General features: G+C 71.5%; 21 protein-coding genes. 11 read left to right on the forward strand and 10 right to left on the reverse strand.

The annotated features are described in order from the left end of the window. Positions 1-126: 126 nt before the first annotated feature. The 4 genes from ACFYOY_RS02005 (at position 127) to ACFYOY_RS02020 (ending at position 3888) form a co-directional block, all read left to right on the forward strand. Positions 127-1056: a diiron oxygenase gene (locus tag ACFYOY_RS02005; protein WP_237510856.1), complete on the forward strand. Its 930-nt coding sequence runs from the start codon at positions 127-129 to the stop codon at positions 1054-1056. Positions 1057-1368: 312 nt separating this feature from the next. Beyond that, complete coding sequence (locus ACFYOY_RS02010; protein WP_351880120.1) at positions 1369-2196, forward strand: TetR family transcriptional regulator; 828 nt, start codon at positions 1369-1371, stop codon at positions 2194-2196. Between the two features lie 77 nt (positions 2197-2273). After that, complete coding sequence (locus ACFYOY_RS02015; RefSeq protein WP_014054881.1) at positions 2274-2540, forward strand: hypothetical protein; 267 nt, start codon at positions 2274-2276, stop codon at positions 2538-2540. Positions 2541-2667: 127 nt separating this feature from the next. Beyond that, on the forward strand, positions 2668-3888 hold the full coding sequence (locus tag ACFYOY_RS02020; RefSeq protein WP_351880116.1) for an NlpC/P60 family protein: 1221 nt from the start codon (positions 2668-2670) through the stop codon (positions 3886-3888). A gap of 21 nt (positions 3889-3909) precedes the next feature. Here the strand turns inward: ACFYOY_RS02020 and ACFYOY_RS02025 are convergent, their stop codons facing one another. The 5 genes from ACFYOY_RS02025 to ACFYOY_RS02045 all read right to left on the reverse strand — a co-directional run bounded on the left by ACFYOY_RS02025 (position 3910) and on the right by ACFYOY_RS02045 (position 10099). After that, the gene (locus tag ACFYOY_RS02025; RefSeq protein WP_351880113.1) at positions 3910-5298 is read right to left on the reverse strand and encodes a styrene monooxygenase/indole monooxygenase family protein; all 1389 of its coding nucleotides are present in this window, start codon (positions 5296-5298) and stop codon (positions 3910-3912) included. Between the two features lie 77 nt (positions 5299-5375). Beyond that, positions 5376-5987 carry an ATP/GTP-binding protein gene (locus ACFYOY_RS02030; protein ID WP_228054154.1) on the reverse strand — a complete coding sequence of 204 codons (612 nt, stop codon included), beginning with the start codon at positions 5985-5987 and terminating at the stop codon, positions 5376-5378. A 34-nt stretch (positions 5988-6021) separates the two neighbouring features. After that, positions 6022-6414 (reverse strand): DUF742 domain-containing protein, encoded by a 393-nt coding sequence (locus ACFYOY_RS02035; protein WP_093464640.1) that lies wholly within the window; start codon positions 6412-6414, stop codon positions 6022-6024. Then, the gene (locus ACFYOY_RS02040) at positions 6411-6896 is read right to left on the reverse strand and encodes a roadblock/LC7 domain-containing protein (RefSeq protein ID WP_351880109.1); all 486 of its coding nucleotides are present in this window, start codon (positions 6894-6896) and stop codon (positions 6411-6413) included. The genes ACFYOY_RS02035 and ACFYOY_RS02040 overlap by 4 nt, the downstream gene beginning before the upstream one ends. Then, on the reverse strand, positions 6893-10099 hold the full coding sequence (locus tag ACFYOY_RS02045) for a nitrate- and nitrite sensing domain-containing protein (protein ID WP_388584241.1): 3207 nt from the start codon (positions 10097-10099) through the stop codon (positions 6893-6895). Before ACFYOY_RS02045 ends, ACFYOY_RS02040 begins: the two co-directional genes overlap by 4 nt. Before the next feature lie 389 nt (positions 10100-10488). Here ACFYOY_RS02045 and ACFYOY_RS02050 point away from each other — a divergent pair, with 389 nt between their 5' ends. Next, positions 10489-11259 carry a hypothetical protein gene (locus tag ACFYOY_RS02050; RefSeq protein WP_351880103.1) on the forward strand — a complete coding sequence of 257 codons (771 nt, stop codon included), beginning with the start codon at positions 10489-10491 and terminating at the stop codon, positions 11257-11259. A gap of 185 nt (positions 11260-11444) precedes the next feature. On the opposite strand, the gene ACFYOY_RS02055 is transcribed toward ACFYOY_RS02050, so the two are convergent. Next, a complete protein-coding gene (locus tag ACFYOY_RS02055) occupies positions 11445-12053 on the reverse strand; it encodes a MarR family winged helix-turn-helix transcriptional regulator (RefSeq protein WP_388584245.1) in 609 nt (202 codons plus the stop codon). A 207-nt stretch (positions 12054-12260) separates the two neighbouring features. Between ACFYOY_RS02055 and ACFYOY_RS02060 the strand changes: the two genes are divergently transcribed. Then, positions 12261-13109, forward strand: a complete 849-nt coding sequence (locus ACFYOY_RS02060) for a lysozyme (protein WP_351880100.1) — start codon at positions 12261-12263, stop codon at positions 13107-13109. A 114-nt stretch (positions 13110-13223) separates the two neighbouring features. Beyond that, positions 13224-13802: a TetR/AcrR family transcriptional regulator gene (locus ACFYOY_RS02065; RefSeq protein WP_351880097.1), complete on the forward strand. Its 579-nt coding sequence runs from the start codon at positions 13224-13226 to the stop codon at positions 13800-13802. A gap of 107 nt (positions 13803-13909) precedes the next feature. On the opposite strand, the gene ACFYOY_RS02070 is transcribed toward ACFYOY_RS02065, so the two are convergent. The 4 genes from ACFYOY_RS02070 to ACFYOY_RS02085 all read right to left on the reverse strand — a co-directional run bounded on the left by ACFYOY_RS02070 (position 13910) and on the right by ACFYOY_RS02085 (position 18575). After that, positions 13910-14464 carry an NAD(P)H-dependent oxidoreductase gene (locus tag ACFYOY_RS02070; protein ID WP_351880094.1) on the reverse strand — a complete coding sequence of 185 codons (555 nt, stop codon included), beginning with the start codon at positions 14462-14464 and terminating at the stop codon, positions 13910-13912. A gap of 105 nt (positions 14465-14569) precedes the next feature. Next, positions 14570-15175, reverse strand: a complete 606-nt coding sequence (locus tag ACFYOY_RS02075) for a short chain dehydrogenase (protein ID WP_351880091.1) — start codon at positions 15173-15175, stop codon at positions 14570-14572. Between the two features lie 263 nt (positions 15176-15438). Continuing rightward, positions 15439-17856 carry an endopeptidase La gene (lon, locus tag ACFYOY_RS02080; protein WP_351880088.1) on the reverse strand — a complete coding sequence of 806 codons (2418 nt, stop codon included), beginning with the start codon at positions 17854-17856 and terminating at the stop codon, positions 15439-15441. A gap of 56 nt (positions 17857-17912) precedes the next feature. After that, a complete protein-coding gene (locus tag ACFYOY_RS02085; protein ID WP_351880085.1) occupies positions 17913-18575 on the reverse strand; it encodes a rhomboid-like protein in 663 nt (220 codons plus the stop codon). 614 nt (positions 18576-19189) lie between these two features. Between ACFYOY_RS02085 and ACFYOY_RS02090 the strand changes: the two genes are divergently transcribed. From ACFYOY_RS02090 to ACFYOY_RS02105, 4 genes are all read left to right on the forward strand, one after another. Beyond that, the gene (locus ACFYOY_RS02090; RefSeq protein WP_388584251.1) at positions 19190-19933 is read left to right on the forward strand and encodes a spermidine synthase; all 744 of its coding nucleotides are present in this window, start codon (positions 19190-19192) and stop codon (positions 19931-19933) included. A gap of 104 nt (positions 19934-20037) precedes the next feature. After that, positions 20038-20778: a response regulator transcription factor gene (locus tag ACFYOY_RS02095; protein ID WP_014054863.1), complete on the forward strand. Its 741-nt coding sequence runs from the start codon at positions 20038-20040 to the stop codon at positions 20776-20778. 140 nt (positions 20779-20918) lie between these two features. Further along, on the forward strand, positions 20919-22082 hold the full coding sequence (locus tag ACFYOY_RS02100; RefSeq protein WP_351880990.1) for an ATP-binding protein: 1164 nt from the start codon (positions 20919-20921) through the stop codon (positions 22080-22082). A gap of 247 nt (positions 22083-22329) precedes the next feature. Continuing rightward, a complete protein-coding gene (locus tag ACFYOY_RS02105; protein ID WP_351880079.1) occupies positions 22330-26166 on the forward strand; it encodes a multifunctional oxoglutarate decarboxylase/oxoglutarate dehydrogenase thiamine pyrophosphate-binding subunit/dihydrolipoyllysine-residue succinyltransferase subunit in 3837 nt (1278 codons plus the stop codon). The last annotated feature ends 15 nt before the right edge of the window (positions 26167-26181 follow it).

Genomic DNA, 26181 nt, shown 5'->3' on the forward strand with positions numbered 1-26181 from the left:
CTCGCCGGTCAATAAGACCTCTCCAAGGGATTGACGCCCTTGCTGACACAGAGTCTCATAAGAGGTATCCGCCGGTAACCCAACCCACCGGCGTTTGTCCGAGCCACCAGTGAGGTGCCCTCAGCGATGACCACCACGACCGAACCGCCCGCGCTCCGGGACGCGCTCGGGCTGATCAAGGACCGCGAACGGGTCGCGGAGCGACTGCTCGAGTCCTCCGCCAAGCACTCCTTCGACCCCGACACCGAACTCGACTGGGACGCGCCGTTCGAGCCCGGCAAGTGGTTCTGGCCACCGGAGCTGGTCTCGCTCTACGACACGCCCATGTGGCGGCGGATGTCCGAGGAGCAGCGGCAACTGCTGGCCCGGCACGAGGCGGCGGCGCTCGCCTCCCTGGGCATATGGTTCGAGATCATCCTCATCCAGCTGATGACCCGGCACATCTACGACAAGCCCGCGACCAGCGCCCATGTGCGGTACGCGCTCACCGAGATCGCCGATGAGTGCCGCCACTCCAAGATGTTCGCGCGGCTGATCACCAAGAGCGGCACCCCGGCCTATCCGGTCACCCGGCTCCACCACAACCTGGGCCGGATCTTCAAGGCGATCTCCACCACGCCCGGTTCGTTCACCGCGACCCTCCTCGGCGAGGAGATCCTGGACTGGATGCAGCGGCTGACCTTCCCCGACGAGCGCGTGCAGCCGCTGGTGCGCGGGGTGACCCGGATCCATGTCGTCGAGGAGGCGCGCCATGTGCGGTACGCACGCGAGGAACTGCGCCGCCAGATGCTGCGGGCGCCGCGCTGGGAGGCGGAGCTGACCCGGATCGGATCGGGCGAGTTCTCCCGGATCTTCTCGCAGGCGTTCATCAACCCCAAGGTCTATTCGGACGTGGGGCTCGACCGGCGCGCGGCCGTCGCTCAAGTGCGGGCCAGCGCCCATCGCCGTGAGGTGATGCGCAGCGGCGCAAGCAAGCTGACCGAATTCCTCGACGACGTCGGGGTGATGCGGGGTGTGGGCCGCCGACTGTGGAAGAGCTCGGGGCTGCTGGCCTAGGGGCCGCCTGCGGCGTGCTGTTCCCCTCCCCGCCCCTTCCCCGCGCAGCGTCGATATGCGGCTCCGCCGCGTGGGGGCTTTCGTCCCAGACCCCGGCGTCCAGGGGCGAAACCCCTGCCACGCGGCGGGACACCCCGTAGGGCGGGGGCCAAGGGGCATCGGGCCGCCAGGCCAAGGGGCATCGGGCCGCCGGGCCAAGGGGCATCGGGCCGCCGGGCCCAAGGGCGCGTTAGGGCCGGACCCGAGGACCCATCCGGGCCGGAACCGAAGGGGGCATCCGCTTCGTCACCCTGGCCGGTTACGCTGCCAGGCATGACGACAGGCAGCGGCACCGCTTCGGCGCCCCCGGAGGCGACACCCCCGGCGGAGGCGAGCGCCGCCGTGCGCCCGGCGGCGGAATCCCCGGCCACCGCCCGCCCGCCGGCCGCCCGGCGGGGGAGCTACCGCAGGCTGAGCGTCGAGGCGCGGCGGGCCGAACTCCTCACCGCCGCGCTCGGCCTCTTCGCCCATCGCGCGCCCGAGGACGTGTCGCTGGACGATGTGGCCCTGGCCGCCGGTGCCTCCCGTCCGCTGGTCTACCGCTACTTCCCGGGCGGTAAGCAGCAGTTGTACGAGGCGGCACTGCGCAGCGCCGCCGATGAGCTGGAACGGTGCTTCGAGGAGCCCAGAAGCGGTCCGCTCAGCGGCCGGCTGAGCCGGGTGCTGGACCGCTATCTGGCCTTCGTGGACGAGCACGACGCGGGGTTCAGCGCGCTGTTGCAGAGCGGCAGCGTGGTCGAGACCTCGCGGACGAACGCGATCGTGGACGAGGTGCGGCGGGCGGCGGCCGAGGAGATTCTGCTCCATCTGGCGGTCAAGGAGCCTGGTGCGCGGCTGCGGATGATGGTGCGCACCTGGATCGCGGCCGTCGAGGCGGCCTCGTTGATCTGGCTGGACGAGGAGAAGCAGCCGCCGGTGGAGGAGCTGCGCGACTGGCTGGTGGACCAGTTCGTGGCGATGCTGACCGCCACCGCGACCACCGATCCGCAGGCGGCCCGGGTGATGCGGGCCGCGCTCATCATGGAGCCCGCCGACGGCCTGGTCGGGCGGCTGGCGCGCCGTGTTGTGCCGGCACTGGGCGAGGCGTCCCATCTGCTGTGACGGGTGCGATCGGTGACTGCCCTGATGGGCGCGGCCGGTGAGGGCCGGGGCGCGGACGATGCTGTGAGACTGGTGCGGTGAGAAGCGAGGAGACGCCCTTTGTGGGCGGGCCGCTGGACGGCCGGGTGCTGCCGGTGCTGGTCGGCCTCACCGGCCAGCCGCCGAAGACCTACGAGGTGCCGGTGGAGAACGAGGCGGGCGCACCGCCGACGGTGCATGTCTACCGCAGGGTTCCGGCCGCCACCTCCAAGCGGCTGGGCCTGGTCCGGGGCTGGGCCTATGAGTACGACCCGGAGGGAAAGCCAGGTGGCGGGCTGAAGTGGCCGTGGTCCAAGCCGAGCTGACGGCCCGCCGGACGGGTGACCATATTCGCCCGACTCGCCCACAATTCTCCTGAAGATACGAACGTCATGCCACGATCCTGCTGAGCTGGACGCCGAACGGAGGCGTCAGTGAGCCGGAGGTGATCACGTGTCAGGACGGATCGTGGGCTCGGTCTGCGCGGCGGCGATCACGGCGACCGCCGCGCTGGTGCCGGCCGTTCCGGCGGCCACGGCGTCGGCCGCCCCTTCCCGCCCCGCCGACCGGTCCGTGTCCGAGCTGCTGACGCAGCTCAAGACGCTGTACCGGAAGGCCGAGGAGGCGACGGAGACGTACAACGCGACCGAGGAGAAGCTGCGCAAGCAGCGCACCAGAACCAGAGAGCTCACGGCCGAGCTCGTGCACGCCCGTACGAAGCTCGCCGACAGCCATGACGACGCGGGGCGGCTGGCCCGTCAGCAGTACCAGGGCCACAGCACGCTCTCCTCCTACGCCTTTCTGCTGACCCTGCTCACCCCCCATCCGGAGAGCGCCGCCGACGAGGCGCGTGAGCTGGAGCGGGCGGCCGGCCGCGAGGCCGCCCTGATGCAGCGGCTGACCAGGGGCGAGCGGCGCGCCGACACCATCGCCACCCGGGCGCGGACCGCGCTGGACAAACAGCTGTCCCTGGCGGCGAAGCGGAAGAAACAGCGGGACAAGGTGGAGAAACAGCTGCGCTCCATCGAGAAGCTGCTCGCCGCGCTGAGCGCCCGCCAGATCGCCCAGGTGGCGCAGCGCGAGCGCGAGGAGACCGCGAAGGCGCAGCGCAAACTGCTCGACTCCGGGGCGCTCGGCCCCGCGAACGGCGCCTCGCCGCCCGCCCCCACCACAGGCGGCGGCACCCGCACCACCCCGGCTCCCGGGCGCGGACGGGCCACCCCGGCGGGCACCCCCTCCCCGGTCGCCACCGTCACCGCGCCCCGCCCCCGCCCGGCCCCCGGCCGCCCCGGAATGGCGACCGCGGAGGCCGGAAAGCGGGCGCTCTCGTACGCGCTGAATCAGATCGGCAAGCCGTACGTCTGGGGCGCCGAGGGGCCGAACTCCTTCGACTGCTCGGGACTGACCTCCTCCGCCTGGGCGCATGCCGGGCGGCTCATTCCACGCACCAGCCAGGAGCAGTGGCGCCAGCTGCCGCGGGTGGCGCTCAACAAGCTGCGCCCCGGCGATCTGGTGATCTACTACAAGGGCGCGAGCCATGTGGCGATGTACGCGGGCAACGGCCAGGTCGTCCAGGCGCCACGCACCGGCCAGCGGGTGAAGCTCTCCCCGCTCGCCTCCAATCCGCTGCACGGCGCGGTGCGCCCGGGTCCGGCCACCGTGGCCAAGCGCTGAGCGGCGCGGCGACGGCCGGTGTCAGCCCACGTACCGAATGGCCCCCGCCTCGGCCCCGGCCCGGTCGTCGGCCCCGGCCTCCTCGCAGGCCTCGGCTTCGTCGCAGACCTCGGCTTCTTCGCGGATCTCGGCTTCGGCTTCTGCCTCCGCGGCCTCGGCCTCTTTCCTGACCTCGTCCAGATAGGCGGCCGTCTTCCCCGGCTCGTAGAAGAAGTTCTCGAAGTCGGAGGGGTCGTCGAAGCCGTTGGCGATGCGGTGGGCGACGGCGGGGAAGGCGGCCCCCGCCCCGAGGAGGTCCACGATGTGCTCCGGCGGCGGGCCCAGCATGGCGTTGGTCCACTTGGTGACGTGCCGCGCGGTCTCCCAGTAGCGGTCGAAGGTCGTCCGCATCCACTCCTCGTCGAACGGCCGGTCGCCGTGCTCGACGATGCTCTCCAGATAGGCCGCCGCGCATTTGGCCGCGGAGTTGGCGCCCTGCCCGGTGATCGGGTCATTGGCGACCACGACATCGGCGACGCCCAGGACCAGCCCGCCGCCCGGCAGCCGCCCGATCGGGTTGCGCACGGTCGGGGCGTACCCCCCGGAGAGCGTGCCGCCCGCGTCCGTCAGCTCGACCTTGGTGGCGCGCGCGTACTCCCAGGGCGTGAACCGCTCCATCAGCTCCAGGACGCGCGCCAGATGCTCCGAGGGGTCGGTGATGCCCTGGAAGGCGTCGACCGGACCGCCCGGGACGCCCTCCCAGAAGAGGATGTCGGCGCGGCCGGTGGTGGTGAGGGCGGGCATCACGAAGAGCTCGCCGACACCGGGGACGAGGTTGCACCGCACCGCCTCGAGGCCGGGGTGCTCGGGGCGCGGGCCGAGCCCGTGCACATAGGCCACCGCGAGGGCGCGCCGTGGGGTGTCGTACGGGGAGCGGGCGGCGTCCCGGCCGAAGAGCGAGACCAGTTCGCCCTTGCCCGCGGCCACCAGCGCCAGGTCGTACTTCCTGTCGAGGACGTCCAGGTCGGAGACGGCGGCGCCGTGGATGACCACCTGGCCACCGCGCTGCTCGAACGTCTCCATCCAGCCGGCCATCTTGATCCGCTGGTCGACGGACTGGGCGTGGCCGTCCAGCCGGCCGACCCAGTCGACGACCCGCGGGTGGGCCTGGCCCTCGGCAGCCGGCGGCCCGGCGACGGAGATCCCGAGGCCCTCGACCCGCGGCGCCCGCTCCTCCCAGAAGTTGAGCTCCAGATCGCGCTCGTGGCCCAGCGCGGTGTGGAACATGCACTGGGTGGACATCACCCGTCCGCCGCGGATCTCATCGGACGTCCGGTTGGACATCAGCGTGATCTCGTAGCCCTTGGACTGCAGGCCGAGAGCGAGTTGGAGGCCGGACTGACCGGCACCCACGATGAGTATCTTCCGCATGGCTGTCGACTCTCCCTCAAGCTCGGGCCGGTAAAGGGAATGGAGCATTCCATCCCGCGGGCGGAGCTGAGGTTACGTCACTCGGGTGAGGCGTCAACGGCGTGTCTCACCAGCGCCAGCAGCGCGTCCACGACCGCGATCCGGCGCCGGGCGTCCATCATCACCACCGGCACCGTGGACGCCACGGAGAGCGCGTCCCGCACGTCCTCCGGCTCGTAGAGCGGGGTCCCCTCGAAGTGGTTGACCGCCACCACATACGGCAGACCGAGGCTCTCGAAGTAGTCCAGCGCCGGGAAGCTCTCGTCCAGGCGCCGGGTGTCGACCATCACCACCGCGCCGATGGCCCCGCGCATCAGGTCGTCCCACATGAACCAGAAGCGCTGCTGGCCGGGGGTGCCGAAGAGATACAGGACCAGATCGTTCTCCAGCGTGATCCGGCCGAAGTCCATGGCGACGGTGGTGGTCAGCTTCTCGGGCGTCGCCTCGAGGTCGTCCACGCTCTCGCTGGCCTGCGTCATCAGCGCTTCGGTCTGCAGCGGAGTGATCTCCGAAACCGCTCCGACGAAGGTCGTTTTGCCGACCCCGAACCCTCCCGCTATCACGATCTTGGTGGCGATCGGCGCGCGGGAGCGGTCCGTCTGCCACCTCTGGAGCACCTCCTCGGCCCCGGGTATCCCGGCCCCGGGTATCTCCGACGTCGCCGGCGGAGTCGCCGTGATCGTCTCAGAGCCTGCGAAGTCCACTGAGCACCCTTTCGAGCAACGCGCGGTCCGGCTGGCCGGGACCCCGCCCGGTGCCGTAGACGCGGATCTTTCCCTGGTCGGCCAGGTCGCTGAGCAGGACGCGCACCACCCCGAGTGGGATCTTGAGCATCGCGGAGACCTCCGCGACGGAGCGCATCCTGTCGCACAGTTCGATGATCGCCCGGATCTCCGGCATCATCCGGGCGTTCAACCCACTGGGGGCCAGGTCGAGCCGTCCGTCCGGAGACTCCAGCGACGCCACGAAGGTCTCCACCAGCAGCACATGGCCGGAGCGGGTGCGACCGCCGGTGAGCGAGTACGGACGTACGCGAGCGGGTTTACGGGCGGGCCGGCTGGACCCGGCGGCCGTCACTGTGTGTGCTCCAGCGACCTGCGTAGTTCATTGCGGAGTTCGGGGGTGAGCACATGCCCGGCCCGGCCCACGAACAGTGCCATGTGATAGGCGACGACGGTCATATCGCAGTCGGGGGTGGCATGCACCCCGAGCAGCGAACCGTCGCTGATCGACATGACGAACAGACTGCCCTCGTCCATCGCCACCATCGTCTGCTTGACGCTGCCGCCGTCCATCAGCTTCGCCGCGCCGAGCGTGAGGCTGCCGACCCCCGAGACAATCGTCGCGAGATCCGCACTGGAACCCTTGGGGCCGTCCTGTGCTGCCGGATCGGACGACGCGGCATGGTGCCGTGTGTCGGAGGAGAGCAGCATCAACCCGTCGGTCGAGACGACCACAACCGAGCGGACGCCCGGCACCTCCTCGACCAGGTTCGACAGCAACCAGTGCAGATTACGGGCCTCGCGACTCAACCCGTACGTACTACTGGGCGCATTCACCCGCGTGCCTCCTCAACCGTGCCACCCTCGTTCTGCGCCCCCGTTTGTCCTGCTGTTCCCCGTTGCCGCCGCGCGGGCTCGCCACGGGCGGCGACCTCGGCGGCGGCGTCCCGGCGTCCGTCGCGGGCGCCGCGCTGGAAGCCACCGAGCCGACGCCGCAGCTCCTCCGCGTTCACCGAGCCGGTCCGCTCCCGTGGATCGGGCTCCCGGAGCGCCACGTTCCGCGGTGTGCGTTTGGGAAGTCCCTTGTCGGTGCGCGCCGCCTGGTCCTCCGGGCGGGCGTGCTGGTCGGGGCCGATGGCGTACGGATCGACGGGGGACGGCTCACCGGCCGCCGCCGGGCCGCCGACCGCTGCCGACTCACCGCCCGCCGCCGGGCCGCCGACCGCCGGGCCCCAGGCGTCCGCGCCGACCGGGCGGATGCCGTGGCTGCCGAACCGCCGGTCGACGTCCTCGTGGTCGACGCCGTCGGCGCGGTCCGCGCCGTCCTCACGGCCCTCGCGGCCGTCACGACCCTCGCGGTCGCCGAGGCCCTCGCGGTCGCGGTCGTCGTGGTCCTCATGGCTCTCGCGGCTCATGCGATGGAGGGTCAGCTCCATCGTCCGCTCCACGGCCGGCACCTCCGACTCCTCGACCTGGGCGGCCGGGGCGGTCCGGGGTGCCTGGGGTTCCGGGGCCGGGGCGTCCGCTCCGTGCCGTGCGCCGTCCTGTCCGTCGGTCCGGGCCGACTTGGGGACGCGCTTGGGCAGGGAGGGCAGCGCACCGCCGTTCCCCGAGCTCGGATGGCCGCGCGGCGGCGTGGGCTCCATGGGGTAGTCACGGCCCGTGTCCGCGCTCTGTCCCCACTGCTCGGCGGGGACGGTCCAGGAGGCGGACGGATCCGGGTCCGAGGCCGCCTCGATGGGCGTGGGCTCCGGGTCGAGCGCGGGCTCGGGCTCCGGCTCGGCGGCCTGGGGCACCGGATCCGGCTTCGCGGGCGACGCGACCGGCTCGGCCGACGGCTCGGCACCGACCCCCGCCGCGGCGCTCGCGCTCGGCACACCCTCCTGGTCCCGGGAGACCGAACGGGTCTGCCCGGGAAGCGTGTTGGAGTTCGCCTCGGCCTCGGTTCCCGGGAAGCCCGGGAAGGACGACGGTCCGGTGCCGCCGAACGTCGCGCCCAGGCTCCCCGGCGGGGCGGGCGGCAGCCCGGCGCCGGGCGGACCGGCCGGGAGGATCTTCGTCGGGAGGACGACCACGGCGGCCACCCCGCCCGGCTGCTGCTCGCGCAGCTGCACCCGGATGCCGTGGCGCGCGGCGAGCCGGGTCACCACGTACAGCCCGAGGCCCAGCGGGTCCTCCGGCTGGGGGCCCTGGCAGTACTCCGGCACCGGGTCGGCGAGCCGGGTGTTCAGCTCCAGGAAGCGCTCGGGCGTCATGCCGATGCCCTCGTCCTGGACGGAGAGCATGACCTCGCCGGATTCCAGGAGCCAGCCGGAGATCTGGACCGCCGCGTCCGGCGGAGAAAACGATGTCGCGTTCTCCAGGAGCTCGGCGATCAGGTGGCTGACGCTGTCCGCGGCGAACCCGGCGACCTGGGCATGTGGCGGCAGCGCCTGGATCTGCACCCGGTCGTACCGCTCGACCTCGCTGATCGAGGCGCGCAGCACATCCAGCAGCGGTACCGGCCCCGGGTGAGTGGCCTTCTGTTCGGAGCCCGCGATGACCAGGAGGTTCTCGCCGTAGCGGCGTATCCCGGTGGCCAGGTGGTCGAGCTGGAAGAGCGTCTCGAGGCGGTCGGGGTCCTGCTCCCGCTCCTCCAGGGACTCGATGATCGCGAGCTGGCGCTCGATCAGGCCCAGCGAGCGCAGCGCGAGGCCCACGAAGCTGCCGTGGACCCGGGCCCGCAGCCCCTCCAGCCGGGTGGCGACCGCGTCCCGCTCGGCGCGCAGCCCGTCCCGCTCATCGGCCATCCGCTGCCGCTCGCCGACGAGCCGGGTGCGCTCGGTCTCCAGCTCGGCGACCCGCTCGTACGCCCGCGCGGCCTTGGCGTGCAGTTCGTTGACGGCCCGTACGGCGTCCGCGTACTCGTCGTCGCGGCCCTTGAACGCGACCGGCTCCTCGGCCGCCGGATCGGCCGCGACCCGCCGGGCGCCGAGCCGCAGCGCGGCCAGCGGCCGGGTCATCGAGCGGGCGCTGTGCACCCCGGCGCCGAGGGCGACCAGCAGGGCGGCGCCGACGATGCCGATGCGCAGCTCGAGGTCGGTGACCTCGTCGTCCCGCAACCGCGCGAGCTGGGCGGCCTCGGAGGAGGCCAGCGAGGACTGCGCGCCGCGCATCCGGTCGATCCGGGTGTCCAGGCCGGCCTCGACGCGGTCCTCGCTGAGGAAGAAGTCATTGCCCGCGAGGCGGTTCTGGTCGGTGAGCCGGGCGATATAGCGCTCGGCGTCGGTGACCTCGGTGCCGTTGACGGTGCGGTCGTAGGCGTCGCGCATGGTGGCCGGGGCGAGCTGCTCGAAGTCGGCCAGCGCGGACTGCTCGCGGAGGTTGGTCCGCTGGGCGGCGGAGACCAGCGTGGGCTGGCCGCCGCCCGCGTCGAGCGCGGCCAGCAGCAGCCCGCGGGTGGCGGACGCCTCCTCCACCGCGCGGCCGAGCGGGGCCAGCGCGGCGGTGGCGCCGGACTCGGCGTCGGCTGGGAGCCGACGGGCGAGGGTGTCGGTGATTCCGTTCAGCGCCTGGACGGTCCGGGTGTACGAGGTGAAGACGTCGAGGGCCGAGCCCTTGCCGGTCAGCGCCTGCTGCCGCACCTCGGGCAGGGCATCGAGGAGCCGCCGGACCGACGCCGGGACCTGTGTGCGCACCTCGCGGACGCGGCGGTCGACCCGGGCCCGCGTCTCCTCGGAGACCCCGCGGCCGGAGGCGGTGGTGCGCCCGTCGGCGACGTACCGCGTCATGGCGTCGCGCTCGTCGGCGAGGGCGTGGGCGAGGGTCACCGCGCCGCGGTTGGTCTCCGCGAGGTCGACGAGGCGCTGGGCGTCGGTGGTGTCATCGAGGGCGAGCAGGACGGCGGGAGTCCCGGCCCCGAGGACGGCGACGGAGACGAGGGCGACCGACGTGGTCAGCCGACGACGGACGCGTGCGGTGTGCCGTCGCGGCGTCGCCTCGTCCTGGCGTGGCTCGCTTACCGCATCGCGCGTGGTGCCCCGAAGCCGCTTCTTCCGCACCGGTGCTCACAATCCATTCTCGCCCGACCGCTCTGTGGACCAGAGGTGACGACGGATCAACAATTGTGTTTCCCCACCTCTGGTAGGGATTCCGACCCTTTCAGGACGGGTCTGGGGCGGGCATGCATCACCCACCCGGCCACCCGAACGAGTGAACCGCATTGGGTAGTTGACCACCAACTTTGACGCGCGGCCATACCCTCCCGCCACCTTACGCGGATTGGTAAAGACCTCACCGCCCTGACAAGATGCCCACCCGCAGCTTCCCAGAAGTGTCAATCCCTCCCCAATCAGGCAGCCGAGAAACCGGCGAGGGATTTGGTACGGACCAACGCCCGCCCAGCTCACCACGGCGGCGTTGATCAACGGCGGTCCGGCAGACTGATGGAATGCGCATCGAACTCGCGACCGCCCCCGGCGATCAGCAATATCCCAACGAGGACTACGCATCGGTAGCCCTTCCGGCCTCGGGGAGCGGCGGTGCGCTGGTGGTCCTGGACGGGGTGACTCCGCCCGCGGGCGACGACGGATGCGTACACAGCGTGAGCTGGTTCACCGCGCGGCTCGGCGGATCGCTGCTCGAACTGTCCGGTTCGCGACGGGATATGCCCCTGACACAGTGCCTCTCCGAGGCGATCGCCCGAACCGCCGCGTCTCATAGTTCAACGTGTGACCTTTCTCACCTTCTCACCCCACAGGCAACCGTGGTCGCGGCGCGCTGGGACGCCGAGCGGATCGAGTATCTGGTGCTCTCCGACTCGGCGTTGCTCATCGAGTCGGCCCACGGCGGAGTGACTCCGGTACTGGACGACCGCATCGACCGGCTGCGGGCCGAGGGCCGGCGGCTCGCCCCGCTGCGCAACGCGGAGGGCGGCTTCTTCACCGCCGCCGCCGACCCCGCGGTCTCCGACAAGGCGGTCACCGGGGAGTTCCCGCGCGGCGAGGTACGGGCGCTGGCGGCGCTCACCGACGGGGCGACGCGCTGGGTGGAGCGGTTCGGCGAGGGCGACTGGGCCGAGTGCTTCGCGCTGCTGCGCAAGGAGGGCCCGCAGGCGCTGATCGACCGGGTGCGGGCGGCCGAGCACGCCGATCCGGACCGTACGGCGTTTCCGCGGGGCAAGACCCACGACGACGCGGCCGTGGTCTTCGTGGAGCCCTGACCGGCGGGGCGTCCCCTTCCGGGGCGGGGTACCGCGGCTGCCCCGCCTCCGGGGCGGGTAGCACGATTGCCCTGCCTACGGAACGCGGCAGCGCGATTGCCCTGTCTCCGGGGCGGAGTAGCGCGGTTGCCACGTCCGCGTCGCCGGATGCGCGGGGGTCGCCGATCCTGGCGTGTATGAGCGCCTTACTCCTGCGCCGCCCGCGTCGCTGGACCGGGATCCCCGGCCTCCTGCGCCGCCCGCGTCGCTGGACCGGGATCCCCGGCCTCCTGCTCCGCACGCGCCGCCTGACCGGGGTCCTCGGCCTCCTGCTCCGCGTTCAACCGGTGCAGCAGTCTGGCGAGTTCGGCGACCTCGTTGCGCTCCCACGCGGCGAGGCGGCGGGCGTACCGCGCCCGCCGGGCGACCCGTACGGCACGGAAGCGGCTGCGGCCCTCCTCGGTCAACTCCACCAGGAAGGCCCGGCCGTCCGCCGGATCGGGCGTCCGCGTCACCAGGCCGAGCCCCTCCAGGGCGCGGAGCTGACGGCTCATCGTGGCCTTTCCGACGCCGACGAAGCCCGCGAGGTCGGTGGCGCGCTGCGGGCCCGCGTCCTCCAGCCGCATCAGCAGCCCATAGGCGGCGGATTCGAGCTCCGGGTGGACCTCCCGGGCCAATTCCCCCGAAGCGGCACGGGCTCTGCGGAGGAAAACCGCCAATTCGCGCTCCAGAGCCAGGAATGCATGGTCCACACCAATGCCGTCCACGGTGCCACCCGCACCCTGCTCGGGTGGCAATGCCCCGTTGTTGTGCACGTCAGAGCCCTCTCCGGGTTTTCACTTCGTGAAAGTTTCTACCACGCGCGGTTGTTACCGCAGCTCCACCAGTATTTCGCAGGATTAGACCAACGGCATCACACCCTCCCCCTTCCGTCGGCCTATCTACGCCCGTAGCGTCGCTCCTGACATGGTCATACCAATCGGACGTCCCTCTCCCCCCACCGAGGCTTCGGAGGCAACGCCATGCTCGTGCACAGACCTGGTTCGGTCCGACGCGCCCTCAGCGCGCTGATCGGAATTCTCGCCGCTCTCCTCGCCATGACCATCGCACTGCCCGGTGCGGCGTTCGCCGCCCAGGGTCAGGGCGATAAAGCCATCCCCCACCCCGAGGACGACTGGGCGGGTTCACAGATACTCAAGCACGAGGGCGGATCCACGGCCGGCGAGGCGCCCACGGGGCTGCTCGCCACCGTCGAGGGCGTGGACGTCAGCAGCCACCAGGGCAATGTCAACTGGGCGACGCTGTGGAGCAGCGGGGTCCGGTTCGCCTACGTCAAGGCGACCGAGGGCACCAGCTACACCAACCCGAACTTCGCCCAGCAGTACAACGGCTCGTTCAACGTCGGCATGATCCGTGGCGCGTACCACTTCGCCCTGCCGAACAACTCGAGCGGCGCCGCACAGGCCAACTACTTCGTGGACCACGGGGGCGGCTGGTCCAAGGACGGCAAGACGCTGCCGGGCGCGCTCGACATGGAGTACAACCCCTACGGCGCGACCTGCTACGGGCTGAGCGCCAGCGCGATGGTCGACTGGATCAAGTCCTTCAACAGCACCTACAGGGCGCGCACCGGCCGCGACCCGGTGATTTACACCTCCACCAGCTGGTGGAAGAGCTGCACGGGCAACTCCGCCGCCTTCGGCGGTGTCAACCCCCTGTGGATTCCGCGCTACGGCTCGTCCGTCGGCGAGCTTCCGGCGGGCTGGGGCTTCCACACCATCTGGCAGTACACCTCTTCCGGCCCGACGGTCGGCGACCACAACAAGTTCAACGGCGCCATGGACCGGCTGCAGGCGCTCGCCAACGGCTGAGCCCGCGCCTCCTCACCCCCCACATCCGGCGCGTCCGCCCTCCGGTGTACGGACAGGTCTGTCTGTACGCTGGAGGGCGTCGGTCGTCCTACGGCCAAGTCAAGGAGCATGATCATGAGCAGTGCCCGCCCCTCCGCCCATGAGCGGATCCTGTCCACCGCGACCGCGCTGTTCAACGCCCATGGGGTGCGCGGCGTCGGCGTGGACCGGATCATCGCCGAGTCGGGCGTGGCGAAGGCGACGCTCTACTCCCACTTCCGCACCAAGGACGATCTGGTCCTGGCCTATCTCCACAGGTCGGACCAGCACTGGCGGGGGGCGCTGCGGCAGGCCGCCGAGGCGGCCGGCACCGATCCCCGGGACCGTCTCGTCGGAGTCTTCGACGCGCTGATCGCGGCGACCGAGCGGAACGGATTCCGCGGCTGCGCGTTCACCAGGACCGCGGGCGAGACCGAGCCGGGCACCGCCCCGCACGCCGCGACGGCCGAGCACAAGCGCGCCATACGGGCCTGGCTGACCGAGCTGGCCCAGGAGGCCGGGGCCGCCGACTTCGAGCGGCTCGGCCTGCAGATCTCCGTGCTCGTGGACGGGACGATGGCCGCGGCCGCGCTGGAGCCGAGGCCGGAGTTCGCGGAGGCGGCCCAGGACGCGGCGCGGGCGCTGGTCGCGGAGGCGTGCCCGGCGCGGGTGTAGCCCTCGTACACAGCGTGCGGCTCTCGTACGTACGCGAAGGGCCCGGCCGCACCTCATGGGTGCGGCCGGGCCCTTCGCCGTGACGCGCGGCAGGCGTGACGCGTGGCTCAGACGGCGGTCAGCTCGTGCTCCCGTATCACGCCGGAGGCCAGCAGCTCGCGATAGCGGTCCTGGTACGCGGCGAGCTGGGCGTCGTCGAGCGTATGGGTGCCGTGCACGATGAGCGGCTCCTCGTAGCGCATCCCGGTGATGTGGGCGGTGGCGTCGAAGGGCTTGAGCAGCTCGACGACGGCGAAGCGGTGGAACCCGTCCGGCCGGTACTGCTCCTCGGCGGAGCCCGTCGAGGTGGCCAGGAGCAGCGACTTGCCGTGCAGCGAGGTGCCGCCGGTGCCATAGGCGAAGCCGCGCAGGAACACCTCGTCCAGCCACTTCTTCAGCAGCGGCGGCGCCGAATACCAGTAGAAGGGGAACTGCAGCACGATCCGGTCGTGCTCCAGCAGCAGCCGCTGCTCACGCTCGACATCGATCCGCAGATCGGGATAGGTGGCGTAGAGGTCATGGAAGGTGACCCCGTCCACCGGCCGGGCCGCCTCGGCGAGCGCGGCGTTGACGCGGGACGCGGCGAGGTTGGGGTGGGCGAGGACGAGCAGGGTGCGGGGCACGGATCCCTCCGGAAGGACGAGCTCGAACAGACAGGTCTGTCTGCTTCATCGACGAAGCTACCAGACAGACCTGTCTGGCTGCCAGCGATCCGGCCCGGACCCGGGTCAGCCGCGGCCGGGCACGATCACCTGCCCCTGCGCCATCCCCTCGACGACCTGCGCATACGCCTGGGCCACGGTCTCCACCGGGGTCCCCTCGGCGGGGTCCATGCCCAGCTTCTCCAGGGTCTCCCGCACCCATCCCGGGCAGATCGCGTTCACCCGCAGCCCGCGCTCCAGCTCGATCGCGGCGGCCCGGACGAAGGCGTCGAGCCCCGCGTTCACCAGCGCGCCGAAGGCCCCGCCGGGGGTGGGCTTCTCGAAGACCCCACTGGTGAGGGTGATGGACCCGCCGTCGCGGAGGTGGTGGAGGGCCCGGCGCACGAGGGCGACCTGGCCCAGCAGCTTGGCGTCCAGACCGGTGGTGAACTCCTCGTCCGAGGCGTCCCCGCCGAGCGGGGTGAGCGCGCCGGAGGCGGCGCAGCAGACGACGGCGTCGATGTCCTGGACGGTCGCGAAGAGGTGGTCGAGGGTGGCGGGGTCGGCCATATCGACGCGCACGGCGCCGGTGGCGCCGGTGCGGGAGGCCCGTACGACCTCGTGCCGACCTTCGAGGGCGTCCGCCACGGCACGCCCGATGGTTCCTGTCGCTCCGATCACGATGACCTTCATGCGGCTCAGCGTGCCGGAGCGCGGGGCACGCCGCCTGGCCCTGTGGGAACCAGGCAGCGGGGGTCGGGTCAGTCGCGGGGGAACTCGTCGGTCTCGAGCGTCACCCCGACGACGGTGTTCGTCAGGTCGAGTTGGCGCCGAAGGGCACCGTCAGCGTCGTGAGGTAGTCGCCGTCCTTCGATAGGCACGGCCGACAGGTCACGCGTGGCCCGGAATCCCGTTCGACACGGGATCCCGGGCCACGGCGCCACCGGCAGCGTCCGTCACGCCGCTGCCGGAACCTCGGGGGCGGCCGTCCGGGCGGGTTCGAGGGCCAGCTCCAGGACCCGGCGGACATCCGAGACCGGGTGGACGTCGAGCTTGTCCAGGACCTCGGCGGGGACGTCGTCCAGGTCGGGTTCATTGCGCTTGGGGATGATCACGGTGGTCACCCCGGCCCGGTGCGCCGCCAGCAGCTTCTGCTTGACGCCGCCGATGGGCAGCACCCGCCCGGTCAGGGACACCTCGCCCGTCATCGCCACGTCCGGGCGCACCTGGCGGCCGGAGAGCAGCGAGGCCAGGGCGGTCGTCATCGTGATGCCCGCGCTCGGCCCGTCCTTGGGGACCGCGCCCGCCGGGACGTGGAGGTGGACGCCGCGCTCCTTCAGGTCGCCGACCGGCAGCTCCAGTTCCGCGCCGCGGGAGCGCAGGAAGGAGAGCGCGATCTGGGCGGACTCCTTCATGACGTCGCCGAGCTGACCGGTGAGGTTCAGCCCCGCGCCGCCCGTCTCCGGGTCGGCCAGCGACGCCTCCACGAACAGCACGTCACCGCCCGCGCCCGTGACCGCGAGCCCGGTCGCCACACCGGGGACGGCGGTGCGGCGCTCGGCCGGGTCCTGGGCGGACTCGGGGGTGTGGTGCGGCCGGCCGATCAGCGGGCGCAGCTCCGCCACGTCGACGGTGAAGGGGAGTTCGCGCTCGCCGAGCTCGTGCTGGGCCGCCACCTTGCGCAGCAGCCGGGCGATGGAGCGCTCCAGGGTCCGTACGCCCGCCTCGCGGGTGTACTCGCCCGCCAGCTTGCGCAGCGCCTCGTCCGCCACCGTGACCTCGCCCGGTTCCAGGCCGGCCCGCTCCAGCTGCCGGGGCAGCAGGTGGTCACGGGCGATGGTGACCTTCTCGTCCTCGGTGTAGCCGTCCAGGCGCACCAGCTCCATACGGTCCAGGAGCGCCTCCGGGATGGCCTCCAGGACGTTGGCGGTGGCGAGGAAGACCACGTCGCTCAGGTCGAGTTCGACCTCCAGGTAGTGGTCCCGGAAGGTGTGGTTCTGGGCCGGGTCCAGGACCTCCAGCAGGGCCGCGGCCGGGTCGCCGCGGAAGTCGGAGCCCACCTTGTCGATCTCGTCGAGGAGGACGACGGGGTTCATGGAGCCCGCCTCCTTGATGGCCCGGACGACCCGGCCGGGCAACGCGCCCACGTAGGTGCGCCGGTGGCCGCGGATCTCCGCCTCGTCGCGGACGCCGCCGAGCGCGACCCGGACGAACTTCCGCCCCATCGCGCGGGCGACGCTCTCGCCCAGGCTGGTCTTGCCGACACCGGGCGGGCCCACCAGGGCGAGCACCGCGCCGCCGCGGCGGCCGCCGACGACGCCCAGGCCCCGGTCGGCGCGGCGCTTGCGCACCGCCAGGTATTCGGTGATCCGCTCCTTGACGTCGTCCAGGCCCGCGTGGTCGGCGTCGAGCACGGCCTTGGCTCCCTGGATGTCGTACGCGTCCTCGGTGCGCTCGTTCCAGGGCAGCTCCAGGACGGTGTCCAGCCAGGTGCGGATCCAGCTGCCCTCGGGGCTCTGGTCGCTGGACCGCTCCAGCTTGTCGACCTCCTTGAGGGCCGCCTCGCGCACCTTCTCCGGCAGATCGGCGGACTCGACCCGGGCCCGGTAGTCGCCGGACTCGTCCTCAGGGTCGCCGTTCAGCTCGGCGAGCTCCTTGCGGACGGCTTCGAGCTGGCGCCGCAGCAGGAATTCGCGCTGCTGCTTGTCGACGCCCTCCTGGACGTCCTTGGCGATCGACTCGGCGACGTCCTGCTCGGCGAGGTGGTCGCTCAGCCAGGTGACGGCCAGCTTCAGCCGGGCCACCGGATCGGTGGTCTCCAGCAGTTCGACGCGCTGGGCCACGCTCAGGAAGGGCGAGTAGCCGGAGTTGTCGGCGAGCTGCGCGACATCGTCGATCTGCTCCACCCGGTCCACGACCTGCCAGGCGCCGCGCTTACGCAGCCAGCTGGTGGCCAGCGCCTTGTATTCCTTGATCAGTTCGGTGACGGCACCGGGCAGCGGGTCGGGCACGATCTCCTCGACCGTGGTCCCCTCCACCCACAGCGCCGCCCCGGGTCCGGTGGTCCCGGCCCCGATGCGGACGCGGCGCACACCGCGGATCAGCGCGCCGGGGTCGCCGTCGGAGAGCCGGCCCACCTGCTCGATGGTGCCGAGCGTGCCGATGCCCGCGTACGTGCCGTCGACGCGCGGCACCAGCAGCACCTTCGGCTTACCGCTTCCGCTCCCACTGGAGCGTGCGGCGGCCTGGGCGGCCTCCACCGCGGCGCGTACCTCGGTATCGGAAAGGTCCAGCGGCACCACCATGCCGGGCAGCACGACCTCGTCGTCGAGAGGCAGTACGGGCAGGGTGAGCGGTGTGGACAGCGAAGCCATGATCTCCCCTTCGGCAGGCAACTTGAGTCGGCAGGACTCAAATAATCAATGTCCACTCAATGCACGGAGGGGTCTCGGGTGTTCCCGGACGCTCGTTCGCTGTGAGCGAAGCCGCCCTCGGCGGCGTCGCCGCCCTTCGCCGACGGCCGCCGCCTGGCGTTTCGTCGGACATACGGCCAGCAGACGACGCCGATCAGCAGGGCGAGCCCATGGCCCCACTCGGTGAGCGGATCGAAGTCGACGAGGCTCCCGGCGGCGAGCGCGAGGCCGATCCCGCCGAGCAGCGCCCAGCGCAGCCGGGGCACCAGTAGCCCGGCGAGCACGGCGGCGCAGGCGATCAGGCCGTAGCTGACCCCGTAGTCGAGGCGGCGCAGCGAGCTGTCCGGGAGATGCCCGACGGCGACGGAGGCGGCCACCGGGAGCTCGGTGAGCAGCGTCGCCAGCACATGGCCGAGCAGGAACACCGCGGCGGTCCGCACCCCGCCGACCCGCCACTCCAGCACACCGAGCACCAGCGGGAAGGCGACCAGATAGGGCGAGGTGACCCCGCCCACCGCCCACAACGCGCTGACCAGCAGCGTCAGCAGCGGCCGCTGCGAGAGGTGGGACACATCGGTACTGGAGTCCGCGAGCAGATCGTGCACGGTGCCGGGGTCGCCGAGGCGGGCGTAGAGCCCGGTGCCGAGCAGGACGAGCGTGTAGCCGAGGGTGAACGGCACGCGGATGAGCGTGCGCGGCAGTTCGTTGAGGCGCGCCTTTACGGCAGCCGTAAGGCGCCCGTGACCGGCCGCGGCAGCCGTAAGGCGCCCGTGACCCGCCCCGGCGGCCGTAAGGCGCTCGCGTCCCTCCCCGGCTGCCGGCCCCTGCGGCGTACTGGCCCCGACGGCGGCCGGCCCGGTACGCCCTGCCGCCCGCCGCCGACCGGCCGCGCCGACACACGGCCGAGCGGCGGCAGCCGGCCCCGGCCCACCCGTGTCGCCGCCGTCCGTCGCCCGCGCGCCCGGGACGGCTGGACGGCGCGCCGGGGCACCCGCCGATGCCCCCACCGACGCTGTAGAGGCCGCCCCGGAGGCGTCCGCGTCTCCGGGCTCCGCGTCCGTCGTCCCGCGTATCGATGTCGTCAACGCCCGCGCCCCTTCCTCACTCCCGCTGCTCTCCGCATATCCGCGACGACGGGAACAACAACCCGGGGGCCGTGAGTCATGTCACCGCGGCGTCGGCTGTGACGCGGGCGACGTCGCTCCGCCGGACCGCCGGTGGAATCGGTTGGACCGGCGGGCGAGGCCGGCGCGAGGATGGCGGCACCAGGACCACCCCGGGAGGACCCCACCCCATGCAGCCGCAACCGCAGCCGCCGTACGACCTCCACCCCACCGACGACGACCGGCCGGTGACCGTCGACCGCCGGGAGGGTCCGTACGGCGAAGTGGTGCTGCGGCGGCGCGGCGGCGGGGGGCTGTCGGGCGACGCCGTCTTCGAGATCATCGCCAATGGGTGCTTCCTCATGGACACCTCCGACGGCCGCTCCGAGCGGCTGCTCATCCGCGCCGCCCTCGGCGCGCTGCCCGCCGACCGGCCCTCCCCCGCGCTGCTCATCGGCGGGCTCGGCGTGGGGTTTTCGCTGGTCGAGGCGGTGGCGGAGCCTCGGTGGGGGCGGATCGCAGTGGTCGAGCGGGAGGCGGCGGTGATCGACTGGCACCGCGAAGGACCCCTGGCGGCCGTGACCGCCGGGGCCCTGGCCGATCCGCGCGCCGAGGTCGTCCACGCCGATCTGGTCGCCTGGCTGCGGACCCACCCGCAGACCCCGCAGACCTTTGACGCGCTGTGCCTGGACATCGACAACGGCCCCGACTGGACCGTCACCGAGGACAACGACGGCCTCTACTCCCCCGCCGGGCTCGCCGCCTGCGCGGCGCGCCTCGCGCCGGGTGGAGTGCTGGCCGTATGGTCGGCGCAGCCGTCACCCGCGTTCGAGGAATCTCTCCGGAATGCCGGGTTCACGCAGGTGCGTACGGAAGAGGTCACCGTTGCCCGGGGTGTTCCCGACGTCGTGCATCTCGCCGTTCGGGGCGCGTAGCAAAGCCGCGTACGCTGGCTTTACGCTTGCTTGCCTACCAAACGCGGCTGAGCGATGACCAGGCGCGAGCCGCGGGTTTCACCGGAAGACGCAGGGGCGGGCGTATGGAGCAGACTCACAACGGTCACAACGGGACCGCCACGACCACCCCTGGCGCACAGCGTCGGGTCCTCGTCGTCGAGGACGATCCGACCATAGTGGACGCCATCGCGGCCCGGCTGCGTGCCGAGGGGTTCCAGGTCCAGACGGCGGGAGACGGTCCGGCGGCGGTCGACACGGCCGAGGCATGGCAGCCCGATCTGCTGGTCCTCGACGTGATGCTGCCGGGCTTCGACGGTCTGGAGGTCTGCCGCCGGGTGCAGGCCCGCCGTCCGGTGCCCGTGCTGATGCTGACCGCGCGCGACGACGAGACCGACATGCTGGTGGGGCTCGGAGTCGGCGCCGACGACTACATGACCAAGCCGTTCTCCATGCGCGAACTGGCCGCGCGAGTGCATGTGCTGCTGCGGCGGGTGGAGCGGGCGGCACTGGCCGCGCACACCCCGCGCAGCGGGATCCTGCGCCTGGGCGAGCTGGAGATCGACCACGCCCAGCGCCGGGTGCGGGTGCGCGGCTCGGATGTGCATCTCACCCCGACCGAGTTCGATCTGCTGGTCTGTCTGGCCAACACCCCGCGTGCGGTGCTCTCGCGTGAGCAGCTGCTGGCCGAGGTGTGGGACTGGGCGGACGCCTCGGGCACCCGCACCGTGGACAGCCACATCAAGGCGCTGCGCCGGAAGATCGGCGCGGAGCGGATTCGTACGGTGCACGGCGTCGGCTACGCCCTGGAGACCCCGGCGGCATGAGGAAGGGCCGCTGGGCGCGCAGGATTCCCAAGGTCTGGCGGATCCCCGGGGCCCGGGTTCCCAAGGTCTGGCGGATCCCCGGGGCCCGGGTTCCCAAGGTCTGGCGGATCCCCGGGGCCCGGGTTCCCAAGGTCTGCCGGATGTACGTCGACCCCAGGGGCCGGCGGGCGTTGTCCCGCGCCACCTGGGCCCGGATCTGGGAGGCGCTGCGGCCCTTCGACCCGTACCGCTCGGTCAAGGCGGCGCTGGGGGCGCTGGTCATCGGCTCGGTGATCATCACCACGTGGCTGGTCTTCGCGGCGGTCCACTCCGATACCGAACTGCGCGTGATCACCATCTTCTCGATCATCGCCTCGCTGCTGATCACCCAGTTCGTGGCACACGGGCTGACCGCCCCGCTGGACGAGATGACCGAGGTCACCCGGGCGATGGCGAACGGCGACTACACCCGGCGGGTGGAGGCGGCGGAGCGCCGGGACGAGTTCGGCGACCTGGCGACCGCGTTCAACCGGATGGCGGCCGACCTGGAGGCGGTGGACACCCACCGCAAGGAGCTGGTCGCCAACGTCTCGCATGAGCTGCGCACCCCCATCGCGGCCCTGCGCGCCGTGCTGGAGAACGTGGTGGACGGGGTCTCGGAGGCCGATCCGGAGACCATGCGGGTCGCGCTGCGGCAGACCCAGCGCCTGGGCCGCCTGGTGGATCAGCTGCTCGATCTCTCCCGCCTCGACAACGGGGTGGTGCCGCTGCACTCGCGGCGGTTCGAGGTCTGGCCGTATCTGGCCGGAATCCTCAAGGAGGCCAGCATGGCCAAGGGCGCGGAGTCCCAATCGGGCGCGCACACCCGTACGGACGTCCACCTCAACCTGGACGTCTCCCCGCCCGAGCTGACCGCCCACGCGGACGCCGAGCGGCTGCACCAGGTGATGGCGAACCTCATCGACAACGCGGTCAAGCACAGCCCGGCGCACGGCCGGGTGACCGTGCGCGCGCGGCGCGGTGACGGCCCGGAGAGCCTGGAGCTGGAGGTGCTGGACGAGGGCCCCGGCATCCCGGAGGCGGAGCGGCACCGGGTCTTCGAGCGGTTCAACCGGGGCGGGCTCTCCCCCGACAGTGCGGTGGCCGGGGGCCGGCGCCGCCCGGGCCCGGCCAGCGACGGCGGCACCGGTCTGGGGCTGGCGATCGCGCGCTGGGCGGTGGACCTGCACGGCGGGCGGATAGGCGTGGCGGAGTCCCCGCGCGGCTGCCGGATCCAGGTCAGCCTCCCCGGACCGGCCCCGGAACCCAAACCGGCCACCCCCTGAGATCAAAGTTGAAGTAAAGTCGCTCCTGTCGCGCACATACGAGCGGCAGGGGTGCACGTTTGCGCTGCCCCGCGTGAGGAAACACACGAAACCCCGGGTGTTTCCCGGTGAGTCATGCGCTGAAACCCGCCAATCAATGTGACTTGCGCGACGATGACCAGTGCGGCCTGCACGTAAGGGTCCAAGGGGCGTAGCCTTTATTTCCGCTGTCCACCACCTTAGGAAGCGGAAGAGGGCGGTTGCCGCCGTGTCGCCACAGTCCCCCAACACCTCGAGCGTCTCGACCGATGAACAGGACGGGCAGGGAAGTAACCCTGCCGCTGCCTTCGGCCCCAATGAGTGGCTCGTCGACGAGATCTACCAGCAGTACCTCCAGGACCCGAACTCGGTCGACCGAGCCTGGTGGGACTTCTTCGCCGACTACAAGCCGGGTCAGGACACCGGCTCCGCGGTGGCCACGCCACCACAGGGAGTAGCCGCGAGCGCCGCCCCGGCGGCTCCGGCCAAGCCGGCGGAGGCCAAGCCCGCCGTCCCGGCCGCGAAGCCCGCCGAGGCCAAGCCCGCCGCGGCGGCCCCGGCCGCCCCGAAGCCCGCACCGGCGCAGCCCGCGGCCCCCGCCGAGAAGGCCGCTCCGGCGGCCCCGGCCAAGCCCGCTCCGGTCAAGCCGACCCCGGCCGAGCCGACGGTCTCCAAGAAGGAGCCCGCCGCGCCCTCCGTCGGCCCCGAGCTGGTCACGCTGCGCGGCCCCTCCGCCGCCGTGGCGAAGAACATGAACGCGTCGCTGGAGCTGCCGACGGCCACCTCGGTCCGCGCGGTCCCGGTCAAGCTGCTGTTCGACAACCGCATCGTCATCAACAACCACCTCAAGCGCGCCCGCGGCGGCAAGGTGTCCTTCACGCACCTGATCGGCTACGCCATGGTGCAGGCGCTGAAGGCGATGCCCTCGATGAACCACTCGTTCGTCGAGAAGGACGGCAAGCCGACCCTGGTCAAGCCCGAGCACATCAACCTCGGTCTCGCCATCGACCTGGTCAAGCCCAACGGTGACCGTCAGCTCGTCGTGGCCGCGATCAAGAAGGCCGAGACGCTCAACTTCTTCGAGTTCTGGCAGGCGTACGAGGACATCGTCCGCCGCGCCCGCTCGGGCAAGCTGACGATGGACGACTTCACCGGCGTCACGGCCTCCCTGACCAACCCCGGCGGCATCGGCACCGTCCACTCGGTGCCGCGGCTGATGCCCGGACAGGGCCTGATCGTCGGCGTCGGCGCCATGGAGTACCCGGCCGAGTTCCAGGGCACCTCCCAGGACACCCTGAACAAGCTGGGCATCTCCAAGGTCATGACGCTGACCAGCACCTATGACCACCGGGTGATCCAGGGCGCCGCCTCCGGCGAGTTCCTGCGGATCATGAACCAGCTGCTGCTCGGCGAGAACGACTTCTTCGACGAGATCTTCAAGGCGCTGCGCATCCCCTACGAGCCGGTCCGCTGGCTCAAGGACATCGACGTCAGCCACGACGACGACGTCACCAAGGCGGCGCGGGTCTTCGACCTGATCCACTCCTACCGGGTCCGGGGCCATGTCATGGCCGACACCGACCCGCTGGAGTACCGCCAGCGCAAGCACCCCGACCTGGACATCATCGAGCACGGGCTCACCCTGTGGGACCTGGAGCGCGAGTTCGCGGTCGGCGGCTTCGCGGGCAAGACCATGATGAAGCTGCGCGACATCCTGGGCGTGCTGCGCGACTCGTACTGCCGCACCACCGGCATCGAGTTCATGCACATCCAGGACCCCAAGCAGCGCAAGTGGATCCAGGACCGCGTCGAGCGCAACCACGACAAGCCGGAGCGCGAGGAGCAGCTGCGCATCCTGCGGCGGCTCAACGCGGCCGAGGCGTTCGAAACCTTCCTGCAGACCAAGTACGTCGGCCAGAAGCGGTTCTCCCTGGAGGGCGGCGAGTCCGTCATCCCGCTGCTGGACGCGGTGCTGGACGCGGCCGCCGAGTCGCGCCTGGACGAGGTCGTCGTGGGCATGGCCCACCGCGGCCGGCTGAACGTCCTCGCCAACATCGTCGGCAAGTCGTACGCGCAGATCTTCCGCGAGTTCGAGGGCAACCTCGACCCGAAGTCCATGCACGGCTCCGGCGACGTCAAGTACCACCTGGGCGCCGAGGGCACCTTCACCGGCCTGGACGGCGAGCAGATCAAGGTCTCGCTCGCCGCGAACCCCTCCCACCTGGAGGCCGTGGACCCGGTCCTGGAGGGCGTCGTCCGCGCCAAGCAGGACATCATCGGCAAGGCCGGCACCGACTTCACGGTGCTGCCCGTCGCCCTCCACGGCGACGCGGCCTTCGCGGGCCAGGGTGTGGTCGCCGAGACGCTGAACATGTCGCAGCTGCGCGGCTACCGCACCGGCGGCACCGTGCACATCGTGATCAACAACCAGGTCGGCTTCACCGCCGCCCCGGCCGCGTCCCGCTCCTCGATGTACGCCACGGATGTCGCGCGCATGATCGAGGCGCCGATCTTCCATGTGAACGGCGATGACCCGGAGGCCGTCGTGCGCGTCGCGCGGCTCGCCTTCGAGTTCCGCCAGGCGTTCAACAAGGACGTGGTCATCGACCTGATCTGCTACCGCCGCCGCGGCCACAACGAGACCGACAACCCCGGTTTCACCCAGCCGCTGATGTACGACCTGATCGACAAGAAGCGCTCGGTGCGCAAGCTCTACACCGAGTCGCTGATCGGGCGCGGCGACATCACCCTGGAAGAGGCCGAGCAGGCGCTGCAGGACTTCCAGGGCCAGCTGGAGAAGGTCTTCACCGAGGTCCGCGACGCGGTCTCGGCCCCGGCCCCGGCCGAGGTCCCCGAGCCGCAGGCGGAGTTCCCGGTCTCGGTCCAGACGGCCGTCTCCCAGGAGGTCGTCAAGCGGATCGCCGAGTCCCAGGTCAACACCCCCGACCGGATCACCGTCCACCCGCGGCTGTTCCCGCAGCTCCAGCGGCGCGCGGCGATGATCGAGGACGACTCGATCGACTGGGGCATGGGCGAGACTCTCGCCATCGGCTCGCTGCTCATGGAGGGCACCCCGGTCCGGCTCGCCGGCCAGGACTCCCGCCGCGGCACCTTCGGCCAGCGCCACGCGGTGCTGGTGGACCGTGAGACCGGCGATGACTACACCCCGCTGCTGTACCTCACCGAGGACCAGGCGCGGTACAACATCTACGACTCGCTGCTCAGCGAATACGCGGCGATGGGCTTCGAGTACGGCTACTCGCTGGCCCGGCCGGACGCGCTGGTCATGTGGGAAGCGCAGTTCGGTGACTTCGTCAACGGCGCGCAGACCATCGTGGACGAGTTCATCTCCTCGGCCGAGCAGAAGTGGGGCCAGACCTCTGGTGTCACGCTGCTGCTGCCGCACGGTTACGAGGGCCAGGGGCCGGACCACTCGTCGGCCCGTATCGAGCGCTTCCTCCAGCTGTGCGCGCAGAACAACATGACGGTCGCCGCGCCGACGCTGCCGTCGAACTACTTCCACCTGCTGCGCTGGCAGGTCCACAACCCGCACCACAAGCCGCTGGTCGTCTTCACCCCGAAGTCGATGCTGCGTCTGAAGGCCGCGGCGTCGAAGACCGAGGAGTTCCTCAACGGCTCCTTCCGCCCGGTGATCGGTGACGAGACGGCCGACCCGGCCGCGGTGCGCAAGGTGGTCTTCTGCTCCGGCAAGGTCTACTACGACCTGGCCGCGGAGCGGGACAAGCGCGGTGCGAACGACACGGCGATCATCCGCCTGGAGCGGCTGTACCCGCTGCCGGGTACGGAGCTGCAGGCCGAGATCGCCAAGTACTCGGGTGTCGAGAAGTTCGTGTGGGCGCAGGAGGAGCCGGCCAACCAGGGTGCCTGGCCGTTCATCGCCCTGAACCTGATCGACCACCTGGAGCTGTCGGTCGGCGCGGACGTCCCCGGCGCCGAGCGCCTGGTCCGGGTCTCCCGTCCGCACTCGTCCTCGCCCGCGGTGGGGTCGAACAAGCGGCACCAGTCGGAGCAGCAGGCGCTGGTGAACGAGGTCTTCGAGATCTGACCCACCCCGTTCGGC

The sequence above is a fragment of the Streptomyces sp. NPDC007875 genome, assembly GCF_042868035.1.
GTDB lineage: Bacteria > Actinomycetota > Actinomycetes > Streptomycetales > Streptomycetaceae > Streptomyces > Streptomyces antimycoticus.